The sequence below is a fragment of the Mesorhizobium sp. P3_B5 genome (assembly GCF_056402815.1).
In genome coordinates this window covers 339,424-354,706 of record NZ_JBFUGR010000004.1, presented here as the reverse complement: position 1 = coordinate 354,706, position 15,283 = coordinate 339,424, and the positions used below count along the sequence as shown (strand labels likewise).

General features: G+C 63.1%; 13 protein-coding genes. All 13 read left to right on the top strand.

What is annotated here, in order from left to right; translation table 11 throughout:
* Positions 1–95: 95 nt before the first annotated feature.
* The 13 genes from AC1DVW_RS13785 to derI all read left to right on the top strand — a co-directional run bounded on the left by AC1DVW_RS13785 (position 96) and on the right by derI (position 15,254).
* Positions 96–1,619 carry an FGGY-family carbohydrate kinase gene (locus AC1DVW_RS13785; RefSeq protein WP_477323715.1) on the top strand — a complete coding sequence of 508 codons (1,524 nt, stop codon included), beginning with the start codon at positions 96–98 and terminating at the stop codon, positions 1,617–1,619.
* Entirely contained in the window at positions 1,616–2,392 is a 777-nt protein-coding gene (locus tag AC1DVW_RS13780) for a DeoR/GlpR family DNA-binding transcription regulator (RefSeq protein ID WP_477275274.1), read from the top strand. Before AC1DVW_RS13785 ends, AC1DVW_RS13780 begins: the two co-directional genes overlap by 4 nt.
* Complete coding sequence (locus AC1DVW_RS13775) at positions 2,389–4,101, top strand: glycerol-3-phosphate dehydrogenase/oxidase (protein ID WP_477323713.1); 1,713 nt, start codon at positions 2,389–2,391, stop codon at positions 4,099–4,101. The genes AC1DVW_RS13780 and AC1DVW_RS13775 overlap by 4 nt, the downstream gene beginning before the upstream one ends.
* Before the next feature lie 383 nt (positions 4,102–4,484).
* Positions 4,485–5,498 carry a sugar-binding transcriptional regulator gene (locus AC1DVW_RS13770; protein ID WP_477323711.1) on the top strand — a complete coding sequence of 338 codons (1,014 nt, stop codon included), beginning with the start codon at positions 4,485–4,487 and terminating at the stop codon, positions 5,496–5,498.
* Positions 5,499–5,531: 33 nt separating this feature from the next.
* Complete coding sequence (locus tag AC1DVW_RS13765; RefSeq protein ID WP_477323709.1) at positions 5,532–6,188, top strand: DUF2291 family protein; 657 nt, start codon at positions 5,532–5,534, stop codon at positions 6,186–6,188.
* Complete coding sequence (locus AC1DVW_RS13760; protein ID WP_477323708.1) at positions 6,185–7,723, top strand: sugar ABC transporter ATP-binding protein; 1,539 nt, start codon at positions 6,185–6,187, stop codon at positions 7,721–7,723. The genes AC1DVW_RS13765 and AC1DVW_RS13760 overlap by 4 nt, the downstream gene beginning before the upstream one ends.
* Positions 7,724–7,747: 24 nt before the next feature.
* Positions 7,748–8,881, top strand: coding sequence for an ABC transporter permease (locus tag AC1DVW_RS13755; protein WP_477323706.1), 1,134 nt, complete (start codon positions 7,748–7,750; stop codon positions 8,879–8,881).
* Between the two features lie 37 nt (positions 8,882–8,918).
* The gene (locus tag AC1DVW_RS13750; RefSeq protein WP_081725422.1) at positions 8,919–9,860 is read left to right on the top strand and encodes a D-ribose ABC transporter substrate-binding protein; all 942 of its coding nucleotides are present in this window, start codon (positions 8,919–8,921) and stop codon (positions 9,858–9,860) included.
* A gap of 109 nt (positions 9,861–9,969) precedes the next feature.
* On the top strand, positions 9,970–11,529 hold the full coding sequence (locus AC1DVW_RS13745) for an FGGY family carbohydrate kinase (protein ID WP_477323704.1): 1,560 nt from the start codon (positions 9,970–9,972) through the stop codon (positions 11,527–11,529).
* Entirely contained in the window at positions 11,526–13,043 is a 1,518-nt protein-coding gene (locus AC1DVW_RS13740; protein WP_477323702.1) for a glycerol-3-phosphate dehydrogenase, read from the top strand. Before AC1DVW_RS13745 ends, AC1DVW_RS13740 begins: the two co-directional genes overlap by 4 nt.
* The gene (locus AC1DVW_RS13735) at positions 13,043–13,981 is read left to right on the top strand and encodes a sugar phosphate isomerase/epimerase family protein (protein ID WP_477323803.1); all 939 of its coding nucleotides are present in this window, start codon (positions 13,043–13,045) and stop codon (positions 13,979–13,981) included. Before AC1DVW_RS13740 ends, AC1DVW_RS13735 begins: the two co-directional genes overlap by 1 nt.
* A gap of 42 nt (positions 13,982–14,023) precedes the next feature.
* On the top strand, positions 14,024–14,791 hold the full coding sequence (locus AC1DVW_RS13730) for a triose-phosphate isomerase (protein WP_477323700.1): 768 nt from the start codon (positions 14,024–14,026) through the stop codon (positions 14,789–14,791).
* Between the two features lie 25 nt (positions 14,792–14,816).
* The gene (gene derI / locus AC1DVW_RS13725; protein ID WP_477244275.1) at positions 14,817–15,254 is read left to right on the top strand and encodes a D-erythrulose-4-phosphate isomerase; all 438 of its coding nucleotides are present in this window, start codon (positions 14,817–14,819) and stop codon (positions 15,252–15,254) included.
* Positions 15,255–15,283 lie beyond the last annotated feature (29 nt).

Genomic DNA, 15,283 nt, shown 5'->3' with positions numbered 1-15,283 from the left:
GATTCCATTCTTGTACCGCGTCGCTCATTGGTTGTCGTCAAATCCATGCGAAGCCGCTGCATCGAAAAATCCATGACGCCGGGAGGGCGCTAACCGTGCCTTGCCTGCTCGGAATTGACAACGGCCTCACCGTCACTAAGGCGGTGATCTTCGATGCCGTCGGATCACAGCTTTCCGTTGCGCGTCGGCGGGTGCCGCAATCGATGCCGCATGCGCGCTGGGTGGAACGCGACATGGCTGGTCTGTGGCAAGCGACCGCCGAGGCCATCCGCGAGGCCATCGCGCTGTGTGGCCGGCCGGCCAGCGACATCAAGGCGGTGGCGGCGACCGCGCATGGCGACGGGCTGTATCTGCTCGACAAGGACCGCCGGCCGCTGGGCCCCGGCATCCTTTCGCTCGACAGCCGTGCTGGCGAGATCGTCGAAAAATGGTCTCAAGGTTCGGTTTTCGACGAAGCGCTGGCGCTGAGCGGCCAGACGCCGCATGTTTCGGCGCCCTCGGCGCTGCTGGCATGGATCAAGCAGAACGATCCTGACCGTTATGGGCGCATCGGCCATGTGCTGGCCTGCAAGGACTGGCTGCGCTTTTGCCTGACCGGCACGATCGGCACCGACCGGACAGAGGCCAGCACCTCATTCACGGATTTCCGCACGCAAGCCTTCGTGCCGGAAGCGATGCGCATCTTCGGCCTGGACGACCTTTTCGAGGCGCTGCCATCGGTGGCGCATTCGGCCGACATCGTTGGGCAGGTCACGGCCGAGGCCGCCGACATGACCGGCCTGCCCAAGGGCACGCCCGTCGCCTGCGGCCTGCATGACGTGACCGCCTCGGCGCTTGGCATGGGCGGCCATGAGGAGGGCACGCTCGCCATCGTCGCCGGCACCTATTCCATCAACGAAGTCGTTTCGTCAGAGCCGCGCGTCGACCGGCGCTGGTTCTGCCGCAACGCCTTGGACGTCGGCCGTTGGAACAACATGGCGATCTCTCCCGCCTCGACCGCCAACTATGACTGGTTTCTCGACACGTTCTGCCGCGCGGAGCAGGACAGGACGGATGGCGGCTCCATCCACGAATTGCTGGCGAGCGAGATCGACGCTGCGCTGAAAAAACCTTCGACCATCCTGTTTCATCCCTATCTGTTCGGCTCTCCCTATGGCGATGTGGCCAGCGGCAGCTTTGTCGGCCTGCATGGCTGGCACAATCGCGGCGATATGCTGAAGGCGGTTCTGGAGGGCATCGTCTTCAATCATCGCACCCATGTCGAAGCCTTGCGTGACGGCTTTGCTATCAGCGAGATCCGCCTGACCGGCGGCAGTTCGCGCAACCCTGCTTTCGTGCAGATGTTTGCCGACGTGCTGAACGCCCCGGTCACCGTCACCTCGACGGATGAGGCCGCTGCCCTTGGTGCAGCGCTTTGCGCAGGGGCCGCGGTCGGCTTGTTCAAGACGCCACAAGAGGGTGCAAGGCAGGTCGGCATGACGGCGCGGAAATACCAGCCCGTGCCCGCCTCCAATGCTGTGTTCAACGAGCGTTTTTCGCTCTACTGCCGCATCGCCGAGCAGATGAAGTCGCATTGGCCGGAGATCGAAAGGCTGGCGCGGCCGAGGGGAGAAGCATGATCAAGGCCGACGAACGACGCGAAGAGATCGCCGACTATGTGATCAAGCTCGGCCAGGTGCGCATCGACGATCTGGTCGAGCATTTCGGCGTGTCGCGCATGACCATCCACCGGCACATCGACCGGCTGGCGCAGCAGGGCGTGCTGCGCAAGCTGCACGGCGCGGTGACGGTCCAGCCGTCCGGTCTCTACGAAAGCGCCTTCCGCTACCGGGTAACGGTCAACAGGGCCGAGAAGGATGCGCTGGCGCGGGCAGCACTGGATTATGTCGAGGCTGGCCAGGTGGTGATGCTGGACGATTCATCGACGGCAAACGCGGTGGCGACGCTGCTGCTTGACGTCAAGCCGCTGACGGTCGTCACCAACAGCGTGTCGACGGCGGCGCTGATGATCAATGTCGACGATATCGATTTCATCTGTCTCGGCGGCCAATATCACGGCACCTACAACGCCTATATCGGCATCGTCTGCGAGAACGCCGTGGCGCAGCTGCGCGCCAATGTGCTGATCTGTTCGGCTTCGGCGATTACCGGAACCACAGCCTTCATCCAGGATCCGAATGTCGTGCGGGTGAAGCAGGCGATGATGGCCGCATCGGTCAAGCGCATCCTCTTGGTCGACCATGCAAAGTTCGACAGGATCGCGCTGCATGTCTTCGACGATCTGACCAGTTTCGACGCCGTGCTGGTGACCGAAGGCTTGGGCGACGCGCAGGCGCAGAGCCTCGAGCGGGCGGGCGTGAAGCTGCGCATCGTCAAGACGAAAGCGCCATGAGCCCAGCAGACGGAGCAGGAGCGGACAATCCCGCCGGACGCCTCGCCGCCATGGCTGCGACCGGCGAGGTCGACGTCGTCATTCTGGGCGCCGGCATCAACGGGGCGGGGCTGTTTCGCGACCTGTGTGCGCAAGGCGTCAGCTGCCTGATCGTCGACAAGGCGGATTTCGGCTCGGGCACCAGTGCCGCGCCATCGCGGCTCATCCATGGCGGCCTCAAATATCTCGAGACCGGCGAGTTTGGGCTGGTGGCGCAGTCGACGCTCGAACGCAATCTGCTTCTGCAAAACGCGCCGCACTATGTCAGCCCGCTGCCGACCGTCATCCCGATCTTCTCGTGGAGCAAGGGCATGCTGGCGGCGCTGCGAACACTGTTCGGCTCGACCAGCGCGCCGCGCAGCCGCGGCGCCGTCCTGATCAAGATCGGCTTGATGATCTATGATTTCTACGGTTCGCGAAACCAGGTCATGCCGCGCCACCGCATGGTCGGGCGGCGGCAGGCGCTTGGCGAGATGCCGGCGCTCAATCCGGCGATCGTTGCCACCGGCAGCTATTACGACGCCAAGATAAGCCACCCGGAACGGCTGGTGCTGGAACTGATCCTCGATGGGCTGCAGGCAAGTACGGCCTCCGCCAGCGCCAACTACACAGCACTCGAGACTTCAGCCGATGGCGTGCTCACCTTCCGGCCGGAAAACGGCGATGCATTCTCGGTGCGGCCAAAGCTGGTGGTGAACGCCGCCGGTCCGTGGATCGACGATGTCAACGCGCTGCTTGGCACGCCGTCGAAGATGATCGGCGGCACCAAGGGCTCGCATATCCTGCTGAAGCATGACGAGCTGGTCAAAAGCCTGGCCGGGCGCATGCTTTATTTCGAGGCCGATGACGGCCGCATCTGCCTGGTCTACGACTATCTCGGCCTGGCGCTGGTTGGCTCGACCGACATCAAGGCCGACAATCCGGACGCGGTGCGCTGCGAACCCGAAGAGGTCGAGTATCTGCTCGAGAGCGTGCGCACACTGCTGCCGGGCATGATTTTCGAGCGCGACCAGATCGTCTATGCCTATAGCGGCATCAGACCGCTGCCGACGTCCGAGGTATCGACGCCCGGACTGATCAGCCGCGATCATTCGGCACCGGTTGCCGAGCCGGACGGCAACAGACCCTTTGCGATCATCTCGCTGGTCGGTGGCAAGTGGACGACGTTCCGCGGTTTTGCCGAGGAAGTCAGTGATACCGTGCTCGCCCGCCTGCAGCGCAGCCGCAAGGTGTCGACGCAATCCATGCCGATCGGCGGCGGGAAAGATTTCCCGGCCAATGTCGCGGCGCGGGCAGACTGGCTGGCCGAGGCGCAGCAGGCAACGGGCGCCGGGGAAGGGCGCCTCGACCAATTGCTGTCGCGCTACGGGACCACTGCAACGCGGATTGCCAAGTGGGCGCCGAATGATGAGGGGCGCCTGCCGGACTCCGACGGCTATGGCAAGGCGGAAATCGACTACATCGCGCGCAACGAATTCGTCGAACATCTGGCCGACATCGTCATGCGTCGCAGCACCTTGGCGATAGGCGGTTCGCTGACGAGCCGCGATCTGCAGGAGATTGCCGCGATCGCCGGGCGGGCGCTGGGCTGGAGCACCGAGCGCCTCGCGCGGGAAGTCGAAGCCGCTGTTGTCGAGCTCGAAGGCAGGAACCTGATGCGGCTGGACTAATCGCGCTATCGCCGATGCCGATAGCTTTTCCCGAGGCAATCCGATGGGTTTGCCCTCGTTGCGCCTTGCGCGCGAAATGTCCCATCTCACAGCCAGATTGGGATTTTTCAGACTCCAGAAACATTTGAGCAAAAACAGACACTTATCGCCAATTCAGGCTGCTACGGTCTGTACATTCCTGTTCACTTCGGTGTGAGATAACATAGATTGACGTTAAATTAACACCGCCATATGATCGCCTCATATGCTGACCTCCTAATAGGCCTGCGTTGGCTGCCGATCCGTCGGCCAAGGCAACCATCCGCGGAGGGATTGACAGCGATGCAAAGGTATGAAAATTTTTGCACACAAAGATAATAATATCATCTCAGGGAGGAGATGGCTTGAAATCCGGTGGAGCCGCGAACCGCGACCATGAATCCAGTCTCGCCACGCGCGCGGCCTGGCTTCACTATGCCGGGGGTCTGACGCAGGCTCAGGTGGCCAAGCGGCTTGGCCTAACCAGCCTCAAGGCGCATCGGCTCATCACCAAGGCCAACCAGGAAGGGCTGGTCAGGGTGTTCATCGACGGCGACGTCGCCGAATGCGTCGATCTGGAACAGCGCCTGACTGCCGCCTATGGGCTCGACTATTGCGAGGTGGTTCCCGATCTCGATCAGGACGAGCTGCCGTTGAAGGGGCTCGGAATTGCCGGCGCCCAGTTCCTCAAGCGCGAAATCGATCGCGGCGAAGACATGCTGATCGGCGTCGGCCACGGCCGCACGCTTGCCGCCAGCGTCGAATATCTGACGCGCACCACGGCTGCCCACATCCGTTTCGTCTCGCTGCTCGGTGGCGTGACGCGCAAATTCGCCGCCAACCCGCACGACGTCATGCATCGCCTGGCCGAGCGGACCGGCGCGCAGGCTTTTGTCATGCCAGTACCTTTCGTCGCCAACACCGCCGAGGACCGCGAGGTGCTGCTAGGTCAGCGCGGCATCAGCGATGTCTTCGCTCTCGCCAGCCGGTCCGACCTGATGTTCGTCGGAATAGGCACGGCCGAGCGGGAGGCGTCGCTGGTCGCCACAGGCATGATCGAGCCGTCCGAAATCGATGAGGTCAAGCGTGACGGCGGTGTCGGTGAATTGCTGGCGCATTTCTTCGACGACAAGGGGCGCCCTGTCGAAACGGCGCTGTCGGAGAGAATACTGGCGCTTCCCCGCGACCAGTTGAAGGGCCGCAGGATCGTCGCCGTCGCTGGCGGCAAGGTGAAGGTGCGCGCCATCAAGGCGGTGCTCGAAAGCCGCTACCTCAGCGGCCTGATCACCGACGAGTGCACGGCCCGCGCGCTCGTCGAGCTCGACGATGCAGCCGGTGCCACGAAGCCCCGCGTCAACGGAGGATCGACGAATGCGTGACAACAGAAAATCCGCATCGCTGGCGGTTGCATCATGACCGCGAAGGCTGCCTCCGCACCCGCCCGGCAGGCCTCGCCGGGCTTGCGCCGCGCACTAGCCGGTGCCGCGGTTCTGGTTCTGCTCGGCGCCATGGCGCTCGACACCAAAGTGGTGACGATTGGATCGGCCGGCGACGTTCGCAACGCCGTCTTTTCCGCCGCCGATTATGGCAAGTCTGAATTCCCCAAAGTGCAGGCCGATGTCGAGGCGCGCGCCGCCGACGCCGCGACGGTGGCGACAGCGATCGCCAAGGACAGGGCGACCGCCGAAAAGGAATATGGTGTGCCGGCAGGCGTCGGACCGGTCATCTCGGTCAAGTTCACCGGCGTCGTCGGCGAGGGAAAATCGGGGATCTACAAGGTTGCCGTCGACGGTTTGCCGGACACGTTGACGGTCCGCGTGCAGACAGGGCCGGCGATCAACGGAACCGAGCTTCGCGACGCCACCGGCAAGATCACTTTCGGTCAGTTCACCAACCAGATCGAGTATCAGGACGCCGGCTCGGCGCTGAACAACGAGATGAAGACGGAGGTGCTGGCGAAAGTCGATACCAGCGCCTTGACCGGCAAGACCATAGCCGTGGTCGGCGCTTTCAAGCTGGTCAATCCGAAGAGCTGGCTGGTCACACCGGTGAGGCTGGAGGTCAAATGAATTCGGCTTCCGGCACAGAGCCCGCCAATGGCGACGCCGTGCTCTCTGCGCGCAATGTCGTGATGTCCTATGGCGGCGTTCACGCGCTCAAAGGTGTGAACTTCGACATCCATCGCGGCAAGGTCACGACCCTGTTCGGAGAGAATGGCGCCGGCAAGTCGACGCTGATGAAGATCCTGTCCGGCGTGGTAACGCCGACATCCGGCGACATCGTGCTCGATGGCAATCTCGTCAGCTTTTCCTCGTCGTCGGACGCGCGCGATCGCGGCATCTCGATCATCCACCAGGAACTGAGCCTGGCGCCGAATCTGAGCGTCCGCGACAACATCTTCATGGGTCGCGAACTGCGCACCAGAACCGGCCTCGACTTCGCCGAGGAGTCGCGCCAGGCGCGGGCGCTGATGGCCGATCTCGAAGAAGACATCGATCCGATGACGTTGGTCGAGGATCTGCGTCTCGGGCAGCAGCAGATCGTCGAGATCGCTCGTGCGCTGTCGGTCGATTCCCGCATCCTGATCATGGACGAGCCGACCTCGGCGCTCAGCGCCACAGAGGTGGAGGTGCTGTTCAAGGTGATCCGCGACCTGACCAGCCGCGGCGTTTCCATCGTCTACATATCGCATCACCTCGAAGAGGCGTTGCAGATCACAGACTATGCCGTTGTGCTGCGCGACGGTGCGATCACGGCGACGGCCGAAGCCAAGGACATCGACCTCGAATGGATCGTCCGCAACATGGTGGGCGAGAATTTCGACCTCGGCTCTCCGCCAACCGGCCATGCGTTCGGCGAGGTGGCGCTGTCGATCGAGAATGTCAGCGTCACCGACGCTTCGGGTTCAGGCTATGTCGTCGATCATCTGTCGCTGGATGTCAAAGCGGGCGAGATCGTCTGCATCTATGGGCTGATGGGCGCCGGGCGCACGGAGTTGCTGGAATCTGTCGCCGGACGCGTGCCGATGGCGGGAGGACGGGCGCTGCTAGAAGGCGAGGACGTCTCGGGGCTGTCCATTGCCCAGCGTATCGCCAGAGGCCTTGTGCTGGTGCCCGAGGACCGCCAGCGCGATGGTCTGGTCCAGACCATGACCGTCGGTCGCAATCTGTCGCTTGCCAGCATCGAGGCATTCGCCAAAGGCCTGTTCCTGTCCCGGCCCAGGGAACGCGCACTGATCGACGATTCGATCCGCAAGGTGACCATCAAGACCGCCGGCGGCAACGCCATGATCGGATCGCTGTCGGGCGGCAATCAGCAGAAGGTCGTCATCGGCAAGATGCTGACGACCAACCCCAAGGTCATCCTTCTCGACGAGCCGAGCCGCGGCATCGATGTCGGCGCCAAGGCCGAGGTCTTCCGCTTGCTCAGCGAGCGCGTCGCGCAGGGCCTGGCGGTCGTTTTCTCGACCTCTGAGGTCAATGAGTGCCTCAGCATCGCCCACCGCATCGTCGTCATGCGGCGCGGCAAGATTTCAGCCGAATTCGGCGCGAACGCCACCAAAGAGCAGATCATGGCCGCCTCCGGCGAAGCCGTGGTCGCCTGATCATAGAATTTCGGAGCCCCTCTCATGACCGATGTCAGCCAGGCCAGCAAACAGTCCAGTCCGAGCACGGGCGGCGAGGGCTTCGACGTGGCCAAGCTGCTGCTCGAAGGCCGGGCTTTCTTTGCCCTGATCGTCATCATCGTCGTCTTCTCGATCCTGTCGCCCTACTACCTCTCAGTGGCGAATTTCCTGACCATGGCCTCGCACGTCGCCATATTCGGGATTCTCGCCGTCGGCATGCTGCTCGTCATCCTCAATGGCGGCATCGACCTGTCGGTCGGATCGACACTCGGGCTTGCCGGCGTCGTCGCCGGTTTTCTGATGCAAGGCGTGACGCTCACCTGGCTGGGCGTCGTGCTCTACCCGCCGGTCTGGGTGGTCGCGGTGCTGGCTTGCATGCTGGGTGCCGTCGTCGGACTGATCAACGGCGTGCTGATCGCACGCTTCAAGGTTCCGGCCTTCGTCGCCACGCTCGGTGTCATGTACATGGCGCGCGGGCTGGCGCTGCTGATGACCAGCGGCCTGACCTACAACAATCTCGGCGGCAAGCCGGAACTGGGCAACACCGGCTTCGATGCGCTCGGCTTCAACCGCCTGTTCGGCGTGCCGACCGGCGTCGTGGTGCTGGCGGTCATCGCGCTGATCGGCAGCATCGTCTTGAACCGCACCGCCTTCGGCCGCTGGCTCTACGCCTCGGGCGGCAATGAGCGTGCCGCCGAACTCTCCGGCGTTCCGGTCAAGACGGTGCAGATTTCCGTCTATGTGCTCTCAGGCATCTGCGCCGCCATTGCCGGGCTGATCCTGTCCTCGCAATTGACCTCGGCCGGACCGACCGCGGGCACCACTTACGAATTGACGGCGATCGCCGCCGTCGTCATCGGCGGCGCGGCGCTGACCGGCGGACGCGGCAATATCCGCGGCACCCTGCTTGGCGCCTTCGTCATCGGCTTCCTGTCCGACGGTCTGGTGATCATCGGCATCTCGTCCTACTGGCAGACAGTGTTCACCGGCGCCGTCATCGTGCTCGCCGTGCTCCTCAATGCCGTTCAGTATCGCCGCCGTAGCAAGCTTCCAGCTTCGACGGGCGGCCAACCGACTTCTCAGAAACGGGGGAAGGCCGAAGCGGCCAATCCTGCCCAAGGGAAGAGTGCCAGGTGACTGGAGCAACACCGCGTAAATCATTGGAGGAATGTACATGAAAATCGTGCTTAGAAGTTTGCTTGCTGCCGCAATGGTGGTTGGGTTTAGCGCAGCCGCATCGGCCGCGGGCCTGATCTCGATCATCGTCAACGATCCGGCCAACCCGTACTGGCTGACCGAAGGCAACGTCGCCAAGGCCGAGGCCGAAAAGCTCGGCTACACGGCCAATGTCGCTGCCCATAAGGGCGACACCAACACGGAAAGCAATCTGATCGACACCGCCATCACCAACAAGTCGGTGGCGATCATCCTCGACCCGGCCAATGCCGATGGTTCGGTCGGCGCGGTGAAGAAGGCGATCGCCGCCAACATCCCGGTTTTCCTCGTCAATGCCGAGATCAACCAGGAAGGCCTCGCCAAGGGGCAGCTCGTCTCCAACAATGCGCAGGGTGCGGCTCTCGGTGCCCAGCAGTGGGTGCAGGCAGTCGGTGAAAAGGGCAAGTATGTCGAACTGCTCGGCGCCCCGTCGGACAACAACGCCGCCACGCGCTCGAACGGCTACGCCACCGTGCTGAGCCAGTACCCGGATCTCGAAAAGGCTGCTTCGCAGGTCGCCAACTGGGATCGTACCCAGGGCCACGACAAGATGCAGAGCATGCTGCAGGCCAATCCCGACATCATCGCCGTGATCAGCGGCAATGACGAAATGGCGCTTGGTGCGGTTGCAGCGCTGAAGGAAGCCGGCAAGCTGGCCGGCATCAAGGTCGGCGGCTTTGACGGCTCGCCGGATGCGGTTGCGGCCATCAAGTCCGGCGAACTGCAGTACACTGTGCTTCAGCCAGTGGCCATCTTCTCGGCGAAGGCTGTGCAGCAGGCCGACTCGTTCATCAAGTCGGGCGCTACCGGCGCTACCAGCGAGAAGCAGTTGTTCGATTGCCTTCTCATCACCAAGGACAATGTGGACAAGTACACCGCACCCTTCGTGCTGTCGGAGTAAAACCTGCACAGGGGGTGTCCTTGCGGACACTCCCTGCCTCTTCTACGGCTTCCAGACAACAAAGACTGCTGCTTGTGAATTGCCTTCATAACCATCCGGAACTTGCCGCATGAAAGACCTGCTGATCGGGATCGACGCGGGAACGTCCGTGATCAAATCGGTCGCTTTCGATCTTTCGGGGCGGCAACTCGCCATGGCGTCGGTGAGCAACAGCTTCGTCACGCTGGAAGGCGGCGGCGCCGAGCAGGACATGGATCAGACCTGGCGCGACATGGTGCTGACCGTTCGCGAGCTGGCGACGAAAGTTCCCGACCTCGCGCGGCGAACCGCGGCGGTGGCGATCACCGGGCAGGGCGACGGCACCTGGCTGATCGATGGCGACGGCATGCCGGTCGGGCGCGCCTGGCTCTGGCTCGACGCCCGCGCCGGGCATCTGGTGGACGAGATGCGCGCCGATGCCAGCGATCGCACGCGGTTCGAGATCACCGGCACCGGGCTCAACGCCTGTCAGCAAGGCGCTCAGCTCGGTTGGCTGAAGAAGAACAGCCCGGAAATCCTCGAGCAGGCCGCCACTGCTTTTCACTGCAAGGATTGGCTGTATTTCAAGATGACCGGCGAGCGCGCCACCGATCCCTCGGAAGGCACATTCACCTTCGGCGATTTCCGCTCGCGCAGCTATTCCGACGAGGTGCTCGATATTCTCGATCTGACGACGCATCGGCGCCTGTTGCCGCCCATGCTCGAAGGCACGACCGACCATCATCCGCTCTCTGTGTCGGCAGCGGGAGAGACCGACCTGCTTGAGGGCACGCCGGTGGTGCTGGGTTATGTCGACATGGTCAGCACCGCGCTTGGCGCCGGCCTCTATGATCCGAGCGGCACTGTCGGCTGCACCGTCATCGGCTCGACCGGCATCCACACGCGCCTGGCGCGCACTGCCGACGATGTCGTGCTCAACGACGATGCATCCGGCTACACGATCGCCATGCCTGTTCCCGGTGCTTATGCGCAACTGCAATCCAATATGGCGGCGACCCTCAACATAGACTGGCTGCTTGGCCTGGCGCGCGACGTGTTGACAGCCAGCGGCGCAAAACCTTCGCGCGACGAGCTGTTGAAAGCACTCGATGCCTGGGTCGAAGGATCGGAGCCGGGATTGCTGGTCTATCAGCCCTACATCTCGCTCGCCGGTGAACGCGGCCCGTTCGTCGATCCCGATGCGCGCGCGGGCTTCATCGGCCTGTCGGTCAAGCACGGCTTTGGCGATCTGGCGCGCGCGGTTCTCGAGGGATTGGCGTTCGCGGCACGCGATTGCTACGAGGCGATGGGCACGATGCCGGGTGAAATCCGCCTGTCGGGTGGGGCGGCGCGCAGCCCATCGCTGCGCCGTATCATCGCCGCAGCGACCCGCGCGCAGGTCAGAACCAGCAGCCGCCAGGAGGCAGGTGCTGCGGGTGCAGCGATGATGGCCGCGGTCGGGCTCGGCGTCTATCGCTCCATGGGTGATTGTTGCGCCGAATGGGTGACGCCGCTGCTGGGCGAATGCGATGCCTATGACGAGGCGCTTTCCCACACCTACGATGCGCTGTTTCCATCCTTCGTCGCGGCGCGCCAGGCGCTGCGGCCCGTGTGGAAGAGTATGGCGCACCGCACAGGAGCAAAGTCTTGAGCGATACGTCTGATGTTGTCGATCTCTTCGTGATTGGCGGCGGCGTCAACGGCGCCGGCATAGCGCGCGATGCCGCCGGCCGCGGACTGTCGGTCATCCTGTGCGAGAAGGACGATCTGGCGCAAGGCACCAGTTCGCGCTCCGGCAAACTGGTGCATGGCGGCCTGCGCTATCTCGAATATTACGAGTTCCGGCTGGTGCGCGAAGCGCTGATCGAACGCGAGGTGTTGCTGGAGGCGGCGCCGCACATCATCTGGCCGATGCGCTTCGTTCTGCCGCACAGCCCCGAAGACAGGCCGGCCTGGCTGGTTCGGCTCGGACTGTTTCTCTACGACCACCTTGGCGGCCGCAAGCGGCTGCCCGGAACAAGAACTCTGAACCTGCGGACCGCGCCGGAAGGCGCGCCGATCAAGGACGAATTCAAGCGCGGCTTCGAATATTCCGACTGCTGGGTCGATGATGCCCGCCTGGTGCTGCTCAATGCGCTCGACGCCAGTCAGCGCGGCGCAAAAGTGTTCACCCGCACCGCCTGTATTGCGGCCCGGCGCGAAGGCAGCCTGTGGTCGATCGACATGCAGGACGGCCGCACCGCCGCGGTAACGAAAGTTCGCGCACGAGGGCTGGTCAATGCGGCGGGGCCGTGGGTCAATGACATCGTCAGCCGCGTCGCTGGGCAAAATTCCACCCGCAACGTTCGCCTGGTAAAGGGCAGCCATATCGTCGTGCCGAAATTCTGGGAGGGACGGCAGGCCTATCTGATCCAGAACAACGACAAGCGGGTGATCTTCGTCAACCCGTATGAGAACGATCTGGCGCTGATCGGCACCACCGACATTCCCTACGAGGGCAGGCCCGAGGAAGTGGCAGCCGAGGCCGGCGAAATCGACTATCTGATCAAGGTGGTCAATCGCTACTTCAAGCGACAGCTCACCGCGCAAGACGTGGTCTACAGTTTCTCGGGCGTGCGTCCGCTCTATGACGACAATGCCGACAATCCAAGCGCGGTGACCCGCGACTATATCTTTGAACTCGATGCCCCGAATGGCGGTGCGCCGCTGCTGTCGGTGTTTGGCGGCAAGATCACCACCTTCCGCAAGCTGTCCGAACATGCGCTGGAAAAAATCCAGCCGTTCTTTCCGACGATGAAGAAAGCCTGGACGGCCAAAATTCCCTTGCCGGGCGGCGACCTGGCGAACGCCGATTTCGAGCAGTTCCTGGGCGATCTGCATGCCGAGTTTTCCTGGCTTAGCCCGTCGCTGGTGAAGCACTATGCGCGAAGCTACGGCACGCGCACGCGCGCTTTGCTGAAAGGGGTCAAAGGCGAAGCCGATCTTGGCCGTCGTTTCGGCCCGGATTTCTACGAGCGGGAAGCTGTTTTCCTGTTCGACACCGAATGGGCGATGACCGCCGCCGACGTTCTCGAACGCCGGACCAAACACGGCCTGCATGTCAATGCGGCCGAGCGGAAGACATTCGAAGACTGGTGCACCAAGATCATGGCGGCGGCGAACTGATGGCCTTCACGCTTTCCCTCAACACTAACCCGCTGGTCAATCGCTTCGCCGATCCCGACGATCTGATCGACGCCATCGCCTATGGCATCGGCATTCGCGACGTGCAGCTGACGCATGAATTCGTCAATCCGGCCTGGCCGGCGGCAACGATTGCCAAATTCATTCGCCGGTTCAACGGCGCGCTGGCGCGGACCGGCATGCGCATCACCTCGGGGATGACCGGTCCGTATGGCCGGCTCAACCATTTCGGTCACCCGGACGCGGATGTGCGGCGCTACTATGTCGATTGGTTCAAGACTTTTGCCGACATTTCCGCCGAGCTGGGCGCATCGGGCATGGGCACGCAGTTCGCCATATTCACCTACAAGGATTTTGACGATCCGCAGCGGCGCGCGGCCCTTCTCGACATCGCGCTCGAATGCTGGCGCGAGGTGGCCGAGCACGCCAAGGCGGCGGGCCTGACCTATTTGTTCTGGGAACCGATGTCGGTGGGGCGCGAGTTTGGCCACACGATCGAAAGCTGCGTCGAATTGCAGGCCGCCATCGATACGGCGAAGCTGCCGATACCGATGCAGATGATGGTCGACATCGACCATGGCGACGTCACCTCGCCCAACCCTGACGACACCGATCCCTATGCGTGGGCGAAAGCCTTTCCGTTGCAATCGCCGATCATCCACATCAAGCAGTCCTCCATGAACAAGGGCGGACACTGGCCGTTCACCGCCGCCTACAACAAGGACGGCCGCATCCTTCCGCAGAAGCTGCTCGACACCGTGCGGGCTGGTGGCGGAACCGATAATGAGATCTGCCTTGAGCTTTCCTTCCGGGAGCGGGAACCGGTCGATCATCAGGTGATTGCAATGATCCGTGAGTCGGTGGATTTCTGGGCGCCCTACATCGACAGCGGCCGCGACAGTCTCAAGCCCCGCGCCTGAGGCAAACGCATCATCCGAATTTCGGATCGAAGGAGACAAAGAATGACCCCATATTGGGTCGGCACGAGCTGGAAGATGAACAAGACGCTGGCGGAGGCGTTGCAATTCGCCGAGGCGCTGGCGGCCTTCGCGCCGGGCTTCGATCCGGCGATACAGCCTTTCGTCATTCCGCCTTTCACCGCCGTGCGGCAGGTGAAGGCGGCACTCGCCGACACCCGCGTCAAGGTCGGCGCGCAGAACATGCACTGGGCCGATGCCGGCGCCTGGACGGGCGAGATTTCGCCGCTGATGCTGAGGGATTGCGGGCTTGACCTGGTCGAGCTCGGCCATAGCGAGCGCCGCGAGCATTTTGGCGAGACGGACAAGACCGTGGGACTGAAAACGGCAGCGGCGGTCAGGCACGGCCTGGTGCCGTTGATCTGCGTCGGAGAGACGCTGGCCGAGCGCGAGGGCGGCCGCGCCGATGAAATCCTGACCGCGCAGGTGCTGGGCGCGCTGCAAGGCCTCGCGGACAATGAATTGTCGGCGGAAATCCTGTTTGCCTATGAGCCAGTGTGGGCGATCGGCGAAAAGGGCATCCCGGCCAGCGCCGACTACGCCGACAAGCAGCAGGCGCTGATCAAACAGGTCGCCGCCAGCCGATTGCCGGACGCCCCGCTTGTGCTCTACGGCGGCAGCGTCAATCCCGGAAATGCCGCCGAACTGATCGGTCAGCCGCATATAGACGGCCTTTTCATCGGCCGCTCGGCATGGCAAGCGGAAGGCTATATCGACATTCTGAAAAAGGCGTCGGCCGTCATCGCGCGCTGACCACGAGGCAAAAGGAGTTATTGCCATGAAGATCGCACTTGGAGCCGACAGCGCCGGCAAGCCTCTGCTCGATGTCATCGCCAAGCATCTCGCCACCAAGCCCGAGCTGCAGGTCGTCGATCTCAGCCAGGCCGGCTACTACGCCGATATCGCCGCCGCAGTCGGCCACGAAATTGTCGACGGCAATTATGACCGCGCCATCCTGTTTTGCGGCACCGGCATCGGCGTCAGCATTTCGGCCAACAAGGTGCCGGGCATCCGCGCCGCGCTCACCCACGACACCTATTCGGCGGAGCGCGCCGCCAAGTCGAATAATGCGCAGATCATCACCATGGGTGCCCGCGTCATCGGCCCTGAACTGGCGAAATCGATCGCCGATGCGTGGCTGGCCTCGGAGTTCGATCCGAACGGCCCCTCTGCCGGAAACGTGGATGCCATCGACAGGCTCGATGCGAAGCGCTGAAGACGGGCCTTGCCGGATAGAGTCAAGGT